This window comes from Paenibacillus sp. JT31N11 (genome assembly GCF_056269285.1).
In genome coordinates, this window is the sequence record NZ_JBWDNQ010000001.1 from 414,151 (window position 1) to 433,140 (window position 18,990).

Consider the following 18,990-nt stretch of genomic DNA (forward strand, 5'->3'; position numbering starts at 1 on the left):
GTGTCATTCCAAGGTTAATGCAGGAAAGGGAGAATTATGAGCATGCAGGAACGAGAACGCGCGCAGGACTTGCCCGATCAGGAGCCGGTCTATCTGAGTGTCGGAGTGGAAGAGAAGCTTCCGGCGCATAAAAATATTCTTTATGGCTTGCAGCATGTATTTGTATCCAATGTGTGGCTGGATCCCGTATTTGTGGCCGCATTGATTGGTCTGCCGATGGCTCTTGCCGCCAATATGGTCAACGCGATATTCATCGCGGCAGGGCTGGTCACGCTGGTCCAGGCGACACGCCTGGTGAAGCTTCCGGTTGTACAGGGGCCATCGGCCGCCTTCGATTCCCTGATGATTTCCGCAGGCAAGGATAACGGACTGGCGGCGGCGGGCGGCGGCATTATTTTGAGCGGACTTATCGTCTTTGCATTGGCCGTTACAGGCGTGCTGGGCCGGTTGAAATCGATCTTCTCTCCGGTGGTTTCCGGCTCCGTGATTCTGGTTGTCGGGATTGCGCTCTCAGGCTTTACGCTCTCCGAATTTCTGGGCGGGTCGCCTGGCACGGACACCTTCGCGACCACTCCGGTGCTGACCATGTCGATTGCAACGGCGCTTGTCGTTATTTTGCTGTCTGTATTTGCAAAAGGGGTCCTGCGTTCCTTCGCTTTCCTGATCGCGCTGCTGGTTGGCGATCTGATCGCGTTCGGATGGGGCCAGATCGACTTCTCCTCTGTTGCGGAAAAAAGCTGGTTCGGACTGCCGCATTTTCTCCCTTACGGCTCTCTCACCCTGGACCTGCCAACCTTCGCAACCTTCTTCTTCGCGTATGTGGTTGCAGTCATCGAAGCGATGGGCGTCTATCACGCCGCCTCGGATATGGTGCGCGTACCGCTGACCGCCAAGCGGATCCGGTACGGATTCTCCGGAGAAGCGGCAGGCTCGGTGGTATCCACGCTGATTGGCGGGTTCCCGACAACCGCTTATGCGCAAAATGTCGGGCTGCTGCGCCTTACGGGAATCGGTTCACGGCATGCGGTTACGGCTGCGGGCGTGATCTTCCTGATTCTCGGTTTTGTGCCTAAAGCCGGGGCGATTCTGGTCGTGACGCCTGGCGCCGTCGTGGGAGGCTTATTCCTGCCGGCCGCCGCTTCGCTGATCTATTCCGGTGTCGGCATCCTGGGCCGCATGGCCAAGACGGAAGCGAATTTCACGATTGCCGGCCTCTCCATCCTGCTGGCAATTTCACTGCCTCCTATTTTTGAGGGCGCCGCAGGCTTTGCCGGCAAGTTCCTGTCCAACACGATCATGGTTGGCGCATTGTCCGCCATTGTTCTGCAGCTGCTGCTTGTCAACATACCCGGCTGGTTCCGGATATTCAGGCCCAAGCCAAGGGAGCTGAGCTCATGAGAAATGAATCCGCAGGCATCGTACAGGAAATTCTGGCTTTTATGGAGCGGTTCGGCGACCGATCGGCTGCCGAGAGCGGCGAACCTGCACTGGAGGAAGCCTATAATAAGCTGGCGCTGCAGCTTTTTCAGTACCAGTTTCAATATAATATCCCTTACCGGAAGTACTGCCAGGCGCGCCGGAAATCACCGCTCAACGTCCGGGAATGGAGAGAAATTCCGCCGCTGCCGATTCAGGGCTTCAAGGAATTGACATTGTCCTGCGAGCCGCCGGAAAAGGCGGAAGCGGTATTCATGACCAGCGGAACGACGAATGCGGACAAGAAGGGGCGCAATTACCACCCGACCCTTCAGGTGTGGGACAAGTCGATGGCTTTGTCGTTTGCCGACTTCGTGCTGCCGGATACCCGGAGAATGACGATTTGGGTTATCTCGCCGGGCAGCGATCTGAATCCGAATTCCTCGTTGTCCCGTTATGTCAGCCGGGCTGTAGAGCTGTATGGGAGTGAGGACAGCCGTAACTTCTATCATGCCGGATCGGGGCTGGATATGGAGGGGCTGGCTTCGGCAATGCAGGCTGTTCAGGGCCGCGTGGAGCCGGTTCTGATCCTGGGAACCACCTTTTCCTATGTTCATTTTCTTGATTATTGCCAGGCTCGCTCGCTTCAGTTCACATTGCCCGCAGGCAGTATCGTGTTCGATACCGGCGGCTTGAAAGGGCAGGCGCGGGAAGTGACGGTGGAGGAGCTGCATCAGGCTTTTACAGCTGCGTTCTGTCTGGACCGCAGCCGGTTCGTGAATATGTACGGGATGACGGAGCTGAGTTCCCAGCTCTATGACCGGACGGTGAGCTCGAGTGTTTCGGATGCGCAGTCCATGTATGTGAAATCGGGACCGGCATGGATGAGAACGCTGGTGCTTGATCCCGATACGCTGGAACCGGTCAGCCAGGGTGAATCCGGTGTTCTTGCCCATTTCGATCTGGCAAACTGGAATTCGAGTCTGGCTATACTGACCGAGGATACTGGTTATATGACTGACAGGGGATTGATGCTGGAGGGCCGCCTTCAGGGCTCGGAGGCGCGCGGCTGCTCGATCGCTGTCGATCAATTGAAGCAGGCGGCGTGGAATGGATAGGGAAGAAAGGGCCGCGGGGTGGGCGAGTCGGGAATCAGCAGCAGAGCCCCCTGTCTATCCGGCTTATGCCGTGCCCCGCGGAATTATCTTTGACGGCTTCACGGAGCGGCGGCTTGAGACATCCGAGGGAACCGTCATTCTGTCATTTCCAATTCTGAGCCGGTCCAAAATAGAAGAAATTGCCGCGAAGGTGAGAATGAATCGCGTCGCTTACCTGGCTGGTCTGCGAACCGGCGAGATTGTGGATGTTATCGATGCCGCCGTGCAGCTGTGGACGAATCCGGATTATGAGCTGCGGAGGAAGGCGGAGAGCTGGCTTCCGGCTATGACCGGCTATGACCGGGATATGATCAGGCTGGAGCTCAAACGATTCATGCGCTTGTTCCGCAGGAAAGAGCTGCTCCGTTTCCTGGAGGAGGAATTGGACTCGAGCGCCGTGCTGGATGAATTCCGGCCCCGCAGAACCGGCGGGATGAGCAGAGCCTATGGACCGGAGCTCATCTATCAGGTAGGCTCGGGCAATGTTCCGGGTCTGCCGGTCTGGAGTCTGGTCATGGGGCTGTTGGTCAAATCTGCCACCCTCTCCAAGACCGCCTCGTCCGAACCTGTCATGGCTGTTCTGTTCACCGAGTCGCTGCGGCAAATCGACCCGAAGCTGGCCGATTCCATTGCTGTTCTTCCCTGGAAGGGCGGCAGCCTTGACCTGGAGGCTCCGGCAATGGAGGCCGCGGAGGTCGTGGTCGCCTATGGCTCGGATGAAGCGGTCCGGCAAATCCGCAGCAGGCTGCCGGAGTATAAAAGGCTGGTCAGCTACGGACATAAAATCAGCTTTGCCATGGTGGGAAGGGAGGCGTTGACCCCCGACCGTTATCAGGATACGGTGCGCCGGCTCGCTCAGGACGTAAGCACCTATGATCAGCAAAGCTGCCTGTCTCCCCACTCGGTGTTTGTGGAGTCGGGCGGTTCGGTGCCGCCACAGCAGTTTGCCCAGCTGCTCGCAGCCGAGCTTCAGCGCTTTCAGCTCAGGAAGCCGCGGGCGGCTGTCACCAGGGAAGAAGCGCAGGCTATCCATGCGCTTCGGAACCAGTACGAGCTGGCAGCCTTGAATGGAGCGGGAACCGCCGTTTACGGCAGCAAGCGAGGCACGGAATGGACGGTGATCTATCATCCCTACGGAGAGCTGCAGGCTTCTCCCTTGAACCGGACGGTTCATGTTATTGACTGTCTGTCCCTCGAAGAAACGATACCGGCCATGCCGCTTCACCGTCGATACTCCCAAACTGTGGGGATAGCAGTGGGGCCGGCCCGGCTTCAGCGTCTTGCGGAGCGCCTTGGTGCAGCAGGGATCAACCGGATTTGCGCCTTGGGCCAAATGACGCGCACGCCTGCCGGCTGGCATCATGACGGCCGGTACAATCTGCTGGAACTGCTGCGATGGACAGATATGGAGTGGAGCGCAGAGCAGGGAGCGGAGCTGTATGATCCCGATATGGAATAAGCAGCAGAGGAGGGGATCGATATGGATTTCCGTAATAAAGTCGTCCTCGTAACCGGAGCCAGCCGCGGCATTGGCGCAGCGGTCGCTCTGGCTTTCGGAGCTTTGGGCGCAGTTGTGGTCGTCAATTATTTGCACAGCGGGAAGCTGGCGGAAGAGGTCGTGTCCAGAATCAGGGAGAGCGGCGGCGATGGGGCAGCGATGCAGGCGGATGTGACGAATGGGGATGAAGTGCAGCGGATGGTAGCAGCCATTGCGGATGGCTTCGGAGGCATTGATATCGTGGTGAATAATGCGCTCAGCCAGTATTCCTTCAATCCGAAGACGCGCCAAACCGCATGGAGCCTTGACTGGGCGGATTATCAGCGTCAATTGGACGGCAGTCTGGGCGGTGCTTTTCATATTTGCAAGGCCGTGATCCCGATAATGAAGCAGCAGGGTGAAGGGCGGATCATTAATATCGTGACGAACCTGATTGATTTCCCCGTTGTGCCTTACCACGATTATACGACGGCGAAGGCCGCCCTGCTCGGGTACAGCCGGAATCTGGCTGCGGAGCTTGGGGCATTCGGCATCAACGTCAACTGCGTGGCGGCCGGCCTGACGCAAGGAGCCGACTCCAGCCGCGAGACACCGGAGGATGTGCGCGAGGCGATTATTCGGCTGACCCCGCTTGGGCGGCTGGCTGTGCCGAAGGATATTGCCGGAGGCGTCTTGATGCTGGCGTCCGATTGGGGCTCATTCATAACCGGACAATGTCTGAGAGTCGATGGCGGATTGGTTATGGTCTAGAAGTATGGTGAATAACAGGCGGAGCAGGCGGAAATAGTCTCGAGAAGCGTAAGATGAAAGCTTACGCTAGAAAGCTGCTTCGTAAGCATCCACTTGCGACCTTTGTACCCCGAATTTAACAAATAGGGTACAAACCCATCCACATCCATACCGTGGATGGGTTTGCGCCAAAGCTATCCAAAATCAAAAAAATCAGGGGTACCACAGCTCCACGACAAGTGACAAGCGGCTAACTCGCTTGCAGCACTTGCGGGTATCGGAAGACGTTTCCGCATGCGCAGTTTTCACCGGACTTCTAGACCGGCGCCGAAGAGGAGGAGTGGACAATGACGATTCGCAAAGTATTAACGATTGCCGGCTCGGACAGCGGTGGAGGGGCCGGCATACAGGCTGATATCAAAACCTTTCAGGAGCTTGGCGTTTACGGCATGTCGGCAATCACGGCCGTTACCGCGCAGAACACGCTTGGTGTTCAAGGGGTTTTTCCGCTGGACGCCCTGGCTGTTGCGCGGCAGCTGGATTCAATCGGAGCGGACTTGAGGCCGGATGCGCTCAAGACCGGCATGCTGTTCAGCGCAGAGCTGATCAGGGCGGTTGCCGATAAAGTGAAGCATTACGAATGGTTGCAGCTGGTGGTTGATCCCGTAATGGTGGCGAAGGGCGGTTCCCCTCTGCTGCAGGCGGAAGCAATCGAGACCATGATCAGCCACCTGATTCCGCTGGCAAGGGTGGTAACGCCGAATATCCCGGAGGCTGAGGCGCTCACCGGCATCCGGATCAGCAGTAAAGAAGACAAGAAGAAAGCCGCAAGAGCGATCTGTCTTATGGGTGCGAGCTATGCGGTGATCAAAGGCGGGCATGAGGAGGATGCGCTGCACACGGTGGATTTGTTCTCGGACGGGGAATACTGCGAGGAATTTACCGGAGAGCGGATTGCGACCCGGCATACTCATGGTACGGGCTGTACCTTCTCGGCTGCCATAGCCGCGGAGCTGGCCAAGGGTAATCCGGTACGCGAAGCGGTGCGTACCGCCAAAGCCTTCATCCAGGCGGCTATTGCCCATTCACTGGACTTGGGCAGCGGTAACGGCCCGACGAATCATTGGGCTTACCGGCAGGAAAGAGGGGCTGTTCTTGAATAACGGGATGACGGATATCCGCCCGCAGCTTCGGCTGTATCTGGTAATGGGGAGCGTTAATACGGGAGGAAATCCGGTTGAAGTGCTGCAGGCGGCGATCAGAGGCGGAGTCACAATATTCCAGCTCCGGGAGAAAGGAACCGGCTGTCTGACGGGCCTGGCCAAATTGGAGCTGGCCCGTCAGCTGCGGCTGATTTGCCGGGGGAGCGGCATTCCTTTCATCGTTAATGATGACGTCGAGCTTGCCCTCAGTCTGGATGCGGACGGCCTCCATATCGGTCAGGAAGACGGAGAGGTGCCCTGGATCCGCAGCAGGCTGGGAAGCAAGCTGCTTGGGGTATCCGCGCATAATGTGGAGGAAGCACGGATTGCATTGGAGCAGGGAGCCGATTATCTCGGCGTGGGACCGATGTATCCTACAAGCACGAAGCTCGACGCCAGGGAGGTTCAGGGGCCGCAGATGATTCGCCGGATCAGGGATGCCGGAATAACCGCTCCGCTTGTTGGCATTGGCGGTATCGGCATAGCGAATGCGGTCCCGGTTTTGCAGGCGGGTGCAGATGGAATTGCCGTAATCTCGGCGGTCAGCCAGGCAGCGAACGTGGAAGAGACTGCCCGCCTGCTGCTTGCGATGACAGCTGTGTAATGAATAGAAGTGTACTGAAAACCGGACAATACTGTCCGGTTTTCTTCGCGTTCAGGAATATGTAAACAACCATAAGTCGTGGGAAATGATCCGCCCAGCGGATGAGTGATTTTCGTTCTGCAGACAGTTTGTCGCGTTCATGGATTTCGTTATAGTAGAGCTAGCCATAGAAGACGTAAGCGGTTGGGGATGTAATCACAGATACAGCGACTCAGGAAAAGGCAAATAAAAGGGACCTTTGTGTTTTAAATTTTGACTGAATTGTTCAATCATCAATAATCGAAGTATAATCAGGAGGATTGCTATGAGCGCACAGGTTAAGCTGCAGTTGAAGAAAGACGTGGCTCCATTTGAAAAATCAAATCTTAGGTCCAGCATATGGCAAATTTGCAACACGGTCATTCCTTTTTTTCTGCTATGGTATCTCGCCTATGCCAGCCTCAGCGTTTCCTATTGGCTTACACTCGGGTTGAGTATTGCAGCTTCGGGATTTCTGATCCGGACGTTTATCCTGTTTCATGACTGCTGCCATTATTCGTTCTTTAAAAGCCGGTTGGCCAATGAGATCCTCGGAACGCTGACGGGAATTCTGACCTTCTTCCCCTATCATAAGTGGAAGCACGAGCATGCCATACACCACGCAACCAGCGGCAATTTGAGCAAACGGGGGACGGGTGATGTGTGGATTCTGACGGTTGACGAATATAGGGCCAGTCCAGCTCTGACAAAGCTCGCTTATCGTCTGTACCGCAATCCGTTAGTCATGTTCGGCCTGGGTCCGTTCTATATTTTCATAATTGCCAACCGGTTTAACAAGAAGAAAGCCAAGCTGAAAGAACGCCTTAACACCTATCTCACTAATGCGGCCGTCATCGGGATTCCGCTCCTGCTGTGCTTCACGATTGGATGGCAGCCGTTTCTGCTGATACATGGACCGATATTTTTCATATCAGGGGCTGCGGGCGTTTGGCTCTTCTATGTACAGCACCAGTTCGAGGATACCTACTTCGTCAAGGAGCCGGAATGGAGCTTCGTGAGCGCGGCTGTGGAGGGGAGCTCCTATTACAAGCTTCCCGGGTGGCTGCAATGGCTTACAGGAAACATTGGCTTTCACCATGTCCACCATCTCAGTCCCAAAGTGCCCAACTATTATTTGGAAGCCGCGCATGATCACACACCGGCGCTTCAAAAGGCCACGACGATCAATATTGCTGCCAGCCTGCAGGCATTTCGTTACCGGCTCTGGGATGAGAAGAATGTTAAATTCGTCAATTTCAAGGAGGCTGCAAGGAGCGGTTCTGCCGATCAACAATACCGGTAAGCGGGAATCACATTTAATAAACGACGAGTATGGGCGCAGCGCCAGTGAGGCTGGCCGGCATAACTGGAGGTTGAGCGCAACGTAATGGGATTGAAAAGGAGGGGAAGTAACGAATAATGGGCGCACCCGGTTCTAGGCATTCACATACCCTATCCAATAAGGCAAATGTCTAGAACGATCATGAAGGGAAGGGCTTATATTGGCGATTTCGTATATGGACTATGCTTCACCTACCGCACAGTTTTCTTATGATGTAAGCAAGAATAATTTCTTCACAAAGGATTCGCGGAATTTAATCAACGCATTATCCATCCAGCAGTTGAACACACTCGGAAATACCTCTTTGCTTGATATCTATTTGAGTACGGGGAATGTCATAGAGCCGCATACTCATCAAAACGCTTCGGAGCTGGTATACTGCATTTCTGGCGCTGCCGTTGTATCCTTGATCAACCCGTTCACCAAGGAGCTGCGCAATTTTCCGATACAGCCCGGACAGGTGGCGAATGTGCCGCAGGGATGGTGGCATTACGAGGTTGCTACCGTCGACGACACCCATCTGCTGGCTATATTCGATGCGCCGATTCCGGAATTCATTCCGGGCTCCGATCTCCTGCGGTTGACGCCTGCGAATGTATTCGCGCACACTTATTGTCTCGATGAAGCTGCAGTAAAGGCTACACTGGCGCCTATCACAGAAACAGTCGTCATCGGCCCCCCTGCCAATTGCAATAAGAATCAATCCCGGGAACAAGCCGAGTCACAGAATTATTCCTATCAACCGGTCCAGCAGCAGTCCTATAATAACCAGGGCCAGGGATTTGTCCATCAAGGACTTCCAAGCTACTATCCGCAGCCGCGGCCTGTCATCGGCAATGGGGGAAATTCCTTTTAAATATTAATCATACAAGAGCCTCGGGAGTCTTTGAACATCTCAGGTTCTTTTTTTTTTGTAAAAATTTCTGTATTCGATGTCCAGGTGTACATCTCAGAAAGCGGCATACCGATAACAAAGGCAGGAAATCCAGTATATACCATAGGAATCAGGAGTGTTATTATGGAATCCGGGTATAAACAAGAATGAGGATTCCGCTCTTTTTGTATATGGATGAGTAGAAAAATGGATATAGGATGCATGCTCTGTTTTTCAACAAATTATGACAATTCTTGGATTGACAAGTCTTTCCGGATTCAGTTACTGTAAAATATGGCAGACACTCCATAGTGAAAGGGTGTACAGATGTGGACAACGGAATTGCAGTCATCTTATATGAGAAAGAACCCGAAGGCAGCTTGCGCCAGATCGACGAACGGACATGGTCGACGAGCATGATCGCCTCGCTGGAGCATATTAATTATATAACGGTGAGCGGCCGCGAGTACGAGACGCTGGAAGGCAGATTGAATCTGGATAACGGAAAACTGGAGATATTGGTCGTTCCGATGCAGAACATATAAGAAATATCAGCGACAGGGGGAACAGCAGTTGAAGTGGGAAGAGAAACCGGATGAACCGGTCAAATTCAAGCTTTTTACCAAAGACGGCAAGCCGCTTCGAATATTGTCGACCTCGCTTGGGATCGCGCTGCTGGCTAATGCGGCTTTCGGCTCTGCTGCTTTTGCGGCCGATGATACAGGCAGCGGGCAGCCCAAGCTGGTAGAGTGGTCGACAGATGAAGTGAAGCAATATTTCGACCCGGCGGTCGATTGGAACATCCCGCTGCTGGATGAGGGAGCCGGCGCTGTTGCGGGAACTGATAGCATGGGAACGCTGGGCGGCAACTCGCCTGATACGGTCATCATTAATAACGGGGCGACATCCGGCTTTGGCTGGGATGATCTGATTCTCTATCATTTGCTCTTTAATAGAGGCTCTTCTTATTCGGCTTCCGGATGGTCTTCCTCGCATACGACCTATTACGCCGGAACGACCAAGCCGTATAAGTCCAAGACTTATACGAGCGATACCTTCCAGAACAAGCCGGTGGTCGGCTCCACCATCCGACCCAAGACGACCAATACGACCGGTTCGGTTACCCGCCGCAGCACATCCTCCAAACCCGGCGGAATCGGCGGCAAGTCAAGCGTGCTGAGCTCATCCAGCTCCGGAAGCTCAAGCTCGTCCAGCAGCAAGTCGAGCAGCGGCTTCAGTTCCTCATCGAGCAAAAGCTCCGGTTCGTCCGGAGGGTTCGGCGGTTGACCTCTTCGATATTCGAGGTGCTGGGTCAGCCGCATTCCGACCGCGCCGCCCGGGTTGCCCAGCTGAAGGAAATCGGCTTCGCCTGGGCGGATCTGGAGGATGAGGCCTACTGGATCGACCAGCTGATTGTCATGCCGGAGGCTCTATACAGCGAGCTTGCGCACGCATCCGCAATGCTGTGGCTCGTTCTCGACAAGACAGCGCGTTATCTGGCAGGCAAACGCGAGCTTTATGTACTGCTTGGCATCCCCGAGATATTATGGGATGCAATCGATCAGCTGCCGCTTCCTCCCGAAGGCAGGATCAGCCGGTATGCCAGGTTCGACTTTGCCATCTCCCACGATGGAACGATCAAGCTGCTGGAGCTCAATGCAGACACGCCGACAGGTTATGTGGAAGCTGCGATAGCGACGCCCTGGCTGTTCAAGCTTGCCGGGCTCGAATCTCCTAATGCAGGCATGGCGCAGCTGGTTGCCGCTGCCTGGGCGGAGGAGCAGCCGGAGGCTGCCGCATGTGTGGGCTATGGCGCCCATATTGAGGATTCCGGGACCATCGAAGCGCTTGTGCGGCATAGCGGACTGGATGTCCGCTGTACGGATTGTCTGGAATTGTGGGTGGACGACGGGGTATTGAAGGATGGGGAAGGAGCCCCGATCAACCGGTTGTTCGCCTTGTACCCGAAAGAGTGGATGGCTGTCGATGAGGGCGGAGACGCTCTTGCCTATGCGATTGAGAGCGGCAGCCTTACGCTGTTCAATTCCCCGCACAGCATTATTCTCCAGTCCAAGGGGCTGCAGGCCGCCGCATGGGGGCTGTACGAATTGGGTCTGTTGTTTGATGAAGAGGAACGGGAAGCGATCAGACTGTATATGCTCCCGACCTACAACAAGCCAGTCTTCGAAGGCAGTTTTGTATCCAAATCAATGTTTGGCCGCGAGGGCGGCTCGGTCAGGCTGTTCGACACGCAGGGCGAGCTGGAGCTTGCAGATGAACACGGTTATGATACAAGCGAATTGTTTCCTGTGGTATACCAGAAAAGAGCAGAGCTTGCCCGCATCGAGACGGCGGCAGGGGAATTTCATCTGCTGACAGGCATGTTTATGCTTAATGGCGCCCCCTGCGGGCTGCTCGGCAGAGCCGGAGGGCCGATTACCGGAAATACGAGCCATTTTATCGCGTTGGGAGTGAAAGAAAGAGAATGATAGAAAAAAGAGCAAGCGATTCAGCAGCAGAGCGCGGAGTGATTCGCCACCGCGGCCGCGTGAAGCTGATCGGCATCCTGATGCTGGCTGTCTTCGCCAGTCTGCTCCTCAGCTCGTGCTCGACCGATCAACCGTCCGTATTTCATACCACCTCCGATACAGCTGCGGCTTCCGGCGGAGACGCGCAGCGGATTCCGTGGGATTACCGGATTGTTGAAGGTACGGTCGGCGATTTGATCGGCAGCGACATGACCGTTCTGCCTGACAATACACTTTTGCCCAATGACGGGAACTACGCAACGGGCGCCAAAATCTGGACGCTGCAGTTCATGAGCGCGGATATGGTGACCAACGAAACCGGCAGCAATGAAGTCAAGCTGTCTGCCTGGAATACACTCAAATCCTATCCGGATCAGACCAAGGCGAAGGCGGATCTCGACAATTTGAAGATTTCGCTGAAGACGAATGTCCCGCTGGTCGGGGTATACAAGACGGAGTATCAGGGCAAGACGCGGAACTTTGCGGTCCTGACGCTGCCATCGGGCAACCAGCTCAAGCAGCCGATCGACGATGATCGGTACAAGGCGCTCAAGAGTGTGACAAAAGTAATGATCATGGTGGAAGAAGTCCATGATTACAGCGACTATGATATGGTCTATGCAAAATTCAGGGGGTGGGCATGATGACCATTGTGATCAATATTGTGGTAAGTGTTGCTGTCATTATCCTGCTGCAGACGCTCGGCATGCTGATCTTCAGCTGGATGACTCCATTCCGCGACATGGATGAGCTGCGCAAGGGGAATATGGCGGTAGGGCTCGCGCTGGGCGGAAAGTTTCTGGCAACGGCAATTATTCTGGGCGTTGCCGCCTATACCAATACGTCCATTTGGTTTATGATGATCTGGTTTGCGGTGGGCTATGTCTGCCTGATCGCCGCCTATTGGATTTTCGAGCTGGTCACACCGGGGCTGAAAGTATCCGAGCATCTGCAGAAGGGCAACACTGCCATCGGCATTCTGCTGTGCTTCGTATTCCTGGGTACGAGCTTCGCCGTAAGCAGCCTGATCGTATAGCCAAGATCCTATATAGCTTGCATGATGCTCTGTCCGTTCCCATTCCGGCAGGGCAATCTCTTTTTTTTATGCGGCATTCGCCGATCTGAGCGGAAGAGGATGAGGATCAGCATGTATTTCTTTCTTAGAGTGCTTAACAAAACCATGCGTTTCAAAAATACGTCGATTATCCTGACTGTTATCATTTTCATTCTGATCAGCGCCTCCATCGCTTACTTGCTGGAACCGGCAACATTCACCTCATGGTTTAATTCCCTGTATTGGGTACTGACGACGATGGCTACGGTTGGCTACGGCGATTATTTTGCGAAGACGGTACTGGGCAAGGTGTTTACGATCTTTCTGTATATTTTCGGAATCGGCCTGTTGAGCTTGTTGATCGGCAAAGTCATCGATTCCGTGGCAGGCATTCAACGGCAGAGGGAGGCCGGTCAATTGAACTTTCAGGGCAAGGATCATATCATCATTATCAACTGGAGCAAAAAGGCGCACTACGCTGTAGAGGAAATTATGACCTACCTGCCGGGTGCGGAAATTGTTATCGTCGACGAGACCGACAAGCATCCGCTGCTGAACCGCAGCAATGTCCATTTCATCAGCGGCGATCCCGCATCCGATGAAGTGCTGGAACGGGCTATGCTGCAGAAGGCGCGGTCAGCAATTGTGTTTGCGGATTCGCGGATTGACGAGGCGGCGCTGGCTGACGGAAAGTCGCTGTTGATTACCTCGAGCATTGAAAGGACTGCTCCGCATGTCCATACGACGGTGGAGATCGTCCAGGAGAAAAACATTCTGAATTTCCGCTATATCAATGTAAACGAGTTCGTTCTCTCCCATGACGCTATATCCAGACTCGCCGTCCGGGCTGCGCTTCAGGAGGGGAATTCGGAAATCTTCAGCCAACTGCTCAGCCGTCAGCATGGCGACGATATCTATGAGGTTCCTGTAGAAGCAGGTTGGCGGACATACGGGGATGCTTTTCAGGATCTGTTGAGCCGGGGAGCGACGTTGATTTCGGATCGCGGCGATCTGGGCGTCAACCGCAAGCTGAACACGCCGATTCCCGCCGGGGCGCGGCTTTATATTATCGCTGACTCTGCTACCTACCAGGCTATCACCGGGAAATAAGACGTAAGGACAGACGAACTGGCCAAGTTAAGCAAAAGGGATGGTGCAGCGATGCAGAAATAGACAATTCATTGGCCAAAGAAGGCACCCTTATTTTGTAAGAGAGGGCGGGCGATACGCATAGAAGCAAATGAGTGGAATCATCCAGTGGAGAACATCCCCGGCACGAACCGGAGGCGAGCATACCTCAGCGGTCTGCCAACCTTATCCGGATGGATCGATTGGGACATCGTGAAGTCCCGGTTTACCGTAGAATCACCGACCGATGAATCGTTGATTAGCAATATCAGCATTATCCCTACCGTCGGAAATCGATATGTCATGATCCAGTTGGATAACGGCAGATGGGAGCTGCCTGGCGGGACGTTGGAGCCGAATGAACACTACCGGGAAGCCCTGCGGCGGGAAGTGCAGGAGGAGCTGGGGGCCAATCTGCTGAATTATGAAATATTCGGTCATTTCAAATGCCGGTCATTCGCAGAGAACCCTTTCAGAGCCCATATTCCCCATCCCCATTTCATCAGGCTGGTTGGATATGGGGAGGTTGAGCTCGTCGGAAAGCCGCTTAATCCACCGGATGCCGAGCAGATTGCCGTCGTAGATGTTGTGGAAATTGAAGAAGCTGTGCGAAGATTGGAGGCCTCTGATCGTCATGATATCGCGGAGCTGTACAAGCTGGCGCATCTGATCCGATCGGATGCTCCGGAATGAGACAAAATGGCGGCATATCTGAAGATGTCAAGCGATCCTTATCAGGAGCTGCTGGAGATGTATGAGTGGTCAGATAACAAGCTGAGTGAGTTCCTTCTTGAAAGAGTGCCGGTTAGCAGATAATAGTGATTACAGATTAGACAAAAGATACTTAAGCATACACAGTGTTTGCGTGTGTGTCCTTACGTATCTTTTTTTCACATCCATAATTTTAGATAACTTTCCACTTGTTGAATGACTAAAAGGAAGATTCATATCAAAGTGCTAGGAGTACATGACAAGTTTTGGGAAAATAAAAGACAAAAGCAACCAAATAATGAAACTAAGCATCTATAAGCTGCTTAGAAATTGCGTCATTTAATGTTATAAAAATTAACACAACTATTATTAAAAACTTCCATTCTTGCGTCAATTCTTTAATTCTATAAATTTATCTTGTAATATAATATAACATGGTCGTATAATGAGCTTGCGGAAATTCATATATTACATTAGGAGGTAGTTTAAGTGACTTTAATCAGCAGAAAAAGATTGGCCAGATTGTTCCTCGTCCCTTTCGTAGTAATGGCTTTGCTAAGCGTGACGGCAGTAGGTGCCTTTGCAGCGGATGCTCCAGCGGCCGGGACTACCTTCCCCATTCCTGATGTAAAAGTAAAAGATGCTTCAACGAAATCGAATGTTCTTGTTATCGGAACGGGCGGTACCATTTCGGGACAAGCAAACGATGGAGATCCTACTAATTTGCAATCCTATAAATCCGGAACATATAAAATCGAAGATATGGTGGCCCAACTGCCGAAAAAGGAAAAAATCGCCGATGTGTCCACGTACCAATTCGGCAACAAAGGATCAGGCAGCTACGCGATCAGCGATCTGTACGATTTGTCGCTAACGGTTGACCAAGCGCTGAAGACTTACGACGGCGTCGTTGTTACGTCCGGTACGGATACGATGGAGGATATTGCTTATTTCCTCGATCTGACTGTCCAAAGCGAGAAGCCGGTTGTCATTACCGGCGCAATGCGTCCATGGGATGTTATCGGCACAGATGCTCCTGCCAATCTGTACAACGCCATTAAGCTTGCGGCTAGCGGCAAAACCAAATGGTTCGGTACAGTGCTTATGCTTAATGACATTGTACAAGCAGCCCGCGATGTAACGAAAACCAACGCGCAGCGCCTGGACACATTCCAATCACCGGTTCTTGGAGCGCTGGGCTATATCGATCAAGACAACATCTCCATCTATCGCGCACCGGGCAGAGTAAGCAAAGCGGGCAAACCAGAGTGGAAAACACCGTTTGACCTGACCAAAATCAGCAAAACGGATCTGCCGCAAGTTGAAATTGCTTACGCTTATCAGGATGCCGGCGCAGGCGCAATTAATGGTTTTATTGCCGACGGAGCGAAGGGCATCGTTACAGCCGGTACAGGCGCAGGCGGAATTTCGCCGAAAATGAGCGCAGCGCGCAGCGAAGCGATCAAAAAAGGTATCCTTTTCGTTACGACGACAAGAACAGGCTCGGGAACGATGTATCCTTCCGATAGCGACGGCATTATCGCCGGCGATAGCCTGAACGCGACGCATGCCCGTATGCTGCTGCTGCTTTCGATGGGCTTCTCCAAGGATCAGCCGACGATTAAAAAATGGTTTGCCACATACGGCACGCAAAATGTTGTTGTTGATGCGCCGAAAGCATAACACACAGGAGGTAAGGCTACATGATATCAATGTCTAGCGGCTTATTTGGAAAAAGACTGCTTCTTCCGTTTCTTGCACTTCTCCTTCTCAGCTTGTCGATTCCGGCTGGAGGCCTGGTTTCTACAGCCTCTGCCGCAGACGAACCGGCCGCATTGCCTCCGCTTCCTGCTCTCAGCGATGCGTCCAAAACTTCTGCAATGCCAAACGTCCTTGTTATCGGGACGGGCGGTACGATTTCCGGGCAGGCCAACGACGGAGATCCTACCAATTTGCAAAACTACAAGTCGGGCACCTACAAAATTGAAGATATGGTGGCCCAACTGCCCAGAAAAGATAAAATTGCCGATGTATCCACGTATCAATTCGGCAATAAAGGTTCAGGCAGCTATGCGATCGGCGATCTGTACGATCTGTCGCTGACTGTTGATCAGGCGCTGAAAACCTATGACGGCGTTGTCGTCACATCCGGTACGGATACGATGGAGGATATCGCTTATTTCCTCGATCTGACCGTTCAAAGCGAGAAGCCGGTGGTCGTAACGGGTGCAATGCGTCCTTGGGACGTTATTGGCACCGATGCTCCGGCCAATCTGTACAACGCCATTAAACTGGCGGGAAGCGGCAAGACCAAATGGTACGGCACAGTGATTATGCTTAACGATATGATTCAAGCTGCCCGGGAAGTAACGAAAACAAACGCGCAGCGTCTCGATACGTTCAAGACGCCGATACTCGGCTCGCTGGGCTATATCGATCAAGACAATATTTCCATCTACCGTCTGAATGATAGAGCTTTGAAAGCAGGCAAGCCAGACTGGAAGACGCCTTTTGACCTAAGCATGATCCAGAAGACGGATCTGCCGATGGTCGAGGTCGCATTCGCTTACCAGGATGCCGACGGCGGGGGTATCAAGGGAATGGTAGCTGACGGTGCGAAGGGGATTGTTACCGCCGGTACAGGTGCAGGCGGAATCTCGCCGAAAATGAGCGCTGCACGCACCGAGGCCATCAAACAGGGTGTTATTTTCGTCACAACGACGAGAACGGGTTCGGGAACCATGTATCCTTCGGATAGCGAAGGCATTATTGCCGGGGATAATCTGAATGCCCAGCATGCCCGGATGATGCTGCTCGTGTCACTGGCTTTCTCCAAGGATTTCCAAACGATTAAAAGCTGGTTCGCCACATATGGCAGGCAGGATATCAGCACGGCGGATGTCGAGGGTACAGCAGATCCAGTGGATATGCCTCCAGCTACACCGCCGGTTGCTCCGCCAGTGCCTGTTGCATTAAAGGATATTGCCGGGCATTGGGCAATGGCTTCCATTGAGGAGGCAGTTGCTGAGGGCATCGTCAGCGGCTACAGCGACGGCACGTTCAAGCCGAATCAGAAGCTGACCCGTGCTGAATTTGCGGTTATGCTGATCAACGCCCTGAAACCTCAAGGAACAGGAGCGGAGCTTGCTTTCAAAGATAACGCCAAGATCAAGGGTTGGGCAGCAGATGCTGTTGCTCAAGCGGTAAAAGCCGGGATCGTCAGCGGCTATTCCGACGGTACATTCAAGCCGGACGCGACAATTACACGCTCCGAGATGGCTGTTATGATTGCGAAAGCGATGAAGCTGGACACGAGTGCCGGCACAGCAACGGGATTCGCGGATGACGCCAAAATCCCGGCATGGGCCAAAGGCGCGGTAAAAGCGGCCAAGGACAACGCCATCATCGGAGGCCGCAGCGGCGGCATGTTCGCTCCGAACGATACGGCAACCAGATCGGAAGCAGTGGCCATACTCGTCAAGCTTCCGGCTGCCTCCTAAAGCCGGATTCATACCGAACCGATAGATTGAAAGACCATGCCTCTCGCGGATTTTTCCGCAAAGGGGCATGGTCTTCTTTTATGATATATTACAATAGGGAGTGAATTCCATTCCTGGAATAACGGATTGCTGCTCTCCAAAGGGGAGCGTAAATGGGAAGGTGAGGGATGCTTGTGGAGAATGAATATCTGATCAGCGAGGATAAGGAACTGCTTGATTTGGCAGTAATCAAGGGCTTTCTGGCGAGAAGCTATTGGGCCAATAAGCGGTCGGAATCAGTTATTGAACAATCTATCCATAATTCGCTGTGCTACGGGATCTATAAAGAGAAGCGCCAGGTTGGCTTTGCGCGTGTGGTGACAGATAATGCGACGATGTACTGGTTATGCGATGTATATATTGATGAGAGCTTCCGTGGACTGGGACTGGGCAAGAAATTGATTGAACATATCACGGCGTCCGACCGTTTGAAAAATTTAAATGGGTTACTGGGAACAAAGGATGCGCATGAATTATATGAGCAGTATGATTTTGTGAGGGACAGCGAGAGATTTATGAGAAGAGTGCCTGATATACTAAGGGCCAAAAAGTAACGGAAAGGATTCGTTGGCTGACTTGATTGACCTCGTATACGCGGGCAAAGGACTCGGATTATGGATTAAATTCTGGGATTCATAGTTAATTAAAGAAGAAGGAGTACGGTCTCTTGGGATATATATCGGATTTGAGAAAATATGTCGGCACACAGCCTTTGATTATGGCAGGTGCCTGCGTGCTGGTATTTAATGAGCAAGGCCAACTGCTGCTGCAGAAAAGAACCGACAGTCTGGACTGGGGAACCCTTGGCGGGGCGCTGGAGCTTGGCGAATCTCTGGAGGAAGCGGCGGCACGCGAATTATATGAAGAAGCCGGATTAAGGGCGGGCTCTTTTCGCTTTATAACCTTGTTGTCCGGCAAAGACATGTATTATAAATACCCTCATGGCGATGAAATTTATAACGTTATGGCCGTTTATGAAGCTTTGGATGTCACAGGCACTCCGTCCATTCAGGACGACGAGGGATTGGAGCTGCGCTATTTTTCGATTGACCGGCGCATTGACGGGATTAATCCGTATGCTGAGATGACTCTTAGAAAAGCGGGATATATCAAGTCAGGCTGGGCATAGGCCGGCTTAGAGCCTTCTTCGCCCGAACAGCTCTTCCTATGCGAATCTGGCATTCGTTCTC

Annotated in this window: 19 protein-coding genes; all 19 read left to right on the plus strand. The window is 53.1% G+C overall.

What is annotated here, in order from left to right:
* The first annotated feature begins 42 nt into the window (after positions 1–42).
* The 19 genes from AC0YNV_RS01910 to AC0YNV_RS02000 all read left to right on the plus strand — a co-directional run bounded on the left by AC0YNV_RS01910 (position 43) and on the right by AC0YNV_RS02000 (position 18,929).
* A complete protein-coding gene (locus AC0YNV_RS01910; RefSeq protein WP_475765371.1) occupies positions 43–1,398 on the plus strand; it encodes a uracil-xanthine permease family protein in 1,356 nt (451 codons plus the stop codon).
* On the plus strand, positions 1,395–2,534 hold the full coding sequence (locus tag AC0YNV_RS01915; RefSeq protein WP_475765372.1) for a LuxE/PaaK family acyltransferase: 1,140 nt from the start codon (positions 1,395–1,397) through the stop codon (positions 2,532–2,534). The genes AC0YNV_RS01910 and AC0YNV_RS01915 overlap by 4 nt, the downstream gene beginning before the upstream one ends.
* A complete protein-coding gene (locus AC0YNV_RS01920) occupies positions 2,527–4,032 on the plus strand; it encodes an acyl-CoA reductase (protein WP_475765374.1) in 1,506 nt (501 codons plus the stop codon). Before AC0YNV_RS01915 ends, AC0YNV_RS01920 begins: the two co-directional genes overlap by 8 nt.
* A 21-nt stretch (positions 4,033–4,053) precedes the next feature.
* On the plus strand, positions 4,054–4,821 hold the full coding sequence (locus AC0YNV_RS01925) for an SDR family oxidoreductase (protein WP_475765377.1): 768 nt from the start codon (positions 4,054–4,056) through the stop codon (positions 4,819–4,821).
* 326 nt (positions 4,822–5,147) lie between these two features.
* A complete protein-coding gene (gene thiD, locus AC0YNV_RS01930; protein WP_475765379.1) occupies positions 5,148–5,963 on the plus strand; it encodes a bifunctional hydroxymethylpyrimidine kinase/phosphomethylpyrimidine kinase in 816 nt (271 codons plus the stop codon).
* Positions 5,964–5,967: 4 nt separating this feature from the next.
* Positions 5,968–6,606 carry a thiamine phosphate synthase gene (gene thiE, locus AC0YNV_RS01935; RefSeq protein ID WP_475767258.1) on the plus strand — a complete coding sequence of 213 codons (639 nt, stop codon included), beginning with the start codon at positions 5,968–5,970 and terminating at the stop codon, positions 6,604–6,606.
* A 304-nt stretch (positions 6,607–6,910) separates the two neighbouring features.
* Positions 6,911–7,927 carry a Delta(5) desaturase DesA gene (desA, locus tag AC0YNV_RS01940; RefSeq protein WP_475765380.1) on the plus strand — a complete coding sequence of 339 codons (1,017 nt, stop codon included), beginning with the start codon at positions 6,911–6,913 and terminating at the stop codon, positions 7,925–7,927.
* A gap of 199 nt (positions 7,928–8,126) precedes the next feature.
* A complete protein-coding gene (locus AC0YNV_RS01945) occupies positions 8,127–8,822 on the plus strand; it encodes a cupin domain-containing protein (RefSeq protein WP_475765382.1) in 696 nt (231 codons plus the stop codon).
* Positions 8,823–9,169: 347 nt separating this feature from the next.
* Positions 9,170–9,385 carry a hypothetical protein gene (locus AC0YNV_RS01950; protein ID WP_210039610.1) on the plus strand — a complete coding sequence of 72 codons (216 nt, stop codon included), beginning with the start codon at positions 9,170–9,172 and terminating at the stop codon, positions 9,383–9,385.
* A gap of 28 nt (positions 9,386–9,413) precedes the next feature.
* The gene (locus AC0YNV_RS01955) at positions 9,414–10,127 is read left to right on the plus strand and encodes a hypothetical protein (RefSeq protein ID WP_475765384.1); all 714 of its coding nucleotides are present in this window, start codon (positions 9,414–9,416) and stop codon (positions 10,125–10,127) included.
* Positions 10,124–11,329 (plus strand): glutathionylspermidine synthase family protein, encoded by a 1,206-nt coding sequence (locus AC0YNV_RS01960; RefSeq protein ID WP_475765386.1) that lies wholly within the window; start codon positions 10,124–10,126, stop codon positions 11,327–11,329. Before AC0YNV_RS01955 ends, AC0YNV_RS01960 begins: the two co-directional genes overlap by 4 nt.
* Entirely contained in the window at positions 11,326–12,012 is a 687-nt protein-coding gene (locus AC0YNV_RS01965) for a signal peptide protein (RefSeq protein WP_475765387.1), read from the plus strand. Before AC0YNV_RS01960 ends, AC0YNV_RS01965 begins: the two co-directional genes overlap by 4 nt.
* Positions 12,012–12,404, plus strand: a complete 393-nt coding sequence (locus tag AC0YNV_RS01970) for a DUF350 domain-containing protein (RefSeq protein ID WP_210039663.1) — start codon at positions 12,012–12,014, stop codon at positions 12,402–12,404. Before AC0YNV_RS01965 ends, AC0YNV_RS01970 begins: the two co-directional genes overlap by 1 nt.
* A 111-nt stretch (positions 12,405–12,515) precedes the next feature.
* Positions 12,516–13,532, plus strand: coding sequence for an ion channel (locus AC0YNV_RS01975; protein WP_475765389.1), 1,017 nt, complete (start codon positions 12,516–12,518; stop codon positions 13,530–13,532).
* A 147-nt stretch (positions 13,533–13,679) separates the two neighbouring features.
* Positions 13,680–14,243 (plus strand): NUDIX hydrolase, encoded by a 564-nt coding sequence (locus AC0YNV_RS01980; protein WP_475765391.1) that lies wholly within the window; start codon positions 13,680–13,682, stop codon positions 14,241–14,243.
* A gap of 507 nt (positions 14,244–14,750) precedes the next feature.
* A complete protein-coding gene (locus AC0YNV_RS01985) occupies positions 14,751–15,944 on the plus strand; it encodes an asparaginase (RefSeq protein ID WP_475765392.1) in 1,194 nt (397 codons plus the stop codon).
* A gap of 20 nt (positions 15,945–15,964) precedes the next feature.
* Complete coding sequence (locus AC0YNV_RS01990; protein ID WP_475765394.1) at positions 15,965–17,761, plus strand: asparaginase domain-containing protein; 1,797 nt, start codon at positions 15,965–15,967, stop codon at positions 17,759–17,761.
* A 167-nt stretch (positions 17,762–17,928) separates the two neighbouring features.
* Positions 17,929–18,354 carry a GNAT family N-acetyltransferase gene (locus AC0YNV_RS01995; RefSeq protein WP_475765396.1) on the plus strand — a complete coding sequence of 142 codons (426 nt, stop codon included), beginning with the start codon at positions 17,929–17,931 and terminating at the stop codon, positions 18,352–18,354.
* A gap of 113 nt (positions 18,355–18,467) precedes the next feature.
* On the plus strand, positions 18,468–18,929 hold the full coding sequence (locus AC0YNV_RS02000; RefSeq protein ID WP_475765398.1) for an NUDIX hydrolase: 462 nt from the start codon (positions 18,468–18,470) through the stop codon (positions 18,927–18,929).
* Positions 18,930–18,990: the final 61 nt, after the last annotated feature.

Excerpts from the sequence above, each read along its gene's own strand:
- thiD (WP_475765379.1), top strand. The coding sequence starts at position 5,148 with ATGACGATTCGCAAAGTATTAACGATTGCCGGCTCGGACAGCGGTGGA.
- AC0YNV_RS01920 (WP_475765374.1), top strand. The coding sequence starts at position 2,527 with ATGGATAGGGAAGAAAGGGCCGCGGGGTGGGCGAGTCGGGAATCAGCA.
- AC0YNV_RS01975 (WP_475765389.1), top strand. The coding sequence starts at position 12,516 with ATGTATTTCTTTCTTAGAGTGCTTAACAAAACCATGCGTTTCAAAAAT.
- desA (WP_475765380.1), top strand. The coding sequence starts at position 6,911 with ATGAGCGCACAGGTTAAGCTGCAGTTGAAGAAAGACGTGGCTCCATTT.
- AC0YNV_RS01925 (WP_475765377.1), top strand. The coding sequence starts at position 4,054 with ATGGATTTCCGTAATAAAGTCGTCCTCGTAACCGGAGCCAGCCGCGGC.
- AC0YNV_RS01995 (WP_475765396.1), top strand. The coding sequence starts at position 17,929 with ATGCTTGTGGAGAATGAATATCTGATCAGCGAGGATAAGGAACTGCTT.
- AC0YNV_RS01970 (WP_210039663.1), top strand. The coding sequence starts at position 12,012 with ATGACCATTGTGATCAATATTGTGGTAAGTGTTGCTGTCATTATCCTG.
- AC0YNV_RS01910 (WP_475765371.1), top strand. The coding sequence starts at position 43 with ATGCAGGAACGAGAACGCGCGCAGGACTTGCCCGATCAGGAGCCGGTC.
- AC0YNV_RS01990 (WP_475765394.1), top strand. The coding sequence starts at position 15,965 with ATGATATCAATGTCTAGCGGCTTATTTGGAAAAAGACTGCTTCTTCCG.
- AC0YNV_RS01965 (WP_475765387.1), top strand. The coding sequence starts at position 11,326 with ATGATAGAAAAAAGAGCAAGCGATTCAGCAGCAGAGCGCGGAGTGATT.
- AC0YNV_RS01915 (WP_475765372.1), top strand. The coding sequence starts at position 1,395 with ATGAGAAATGAATCCGCAGGCATCGTACAGGAAATTCTGGCTTTTATG.
- thiE (WP_475767258.1), top strand. The coding sequence starts at position 5,968 with ATGACGGATATCCGCCCGCAGCTTCGGCTGTATCTGGTAATGGGGAGC.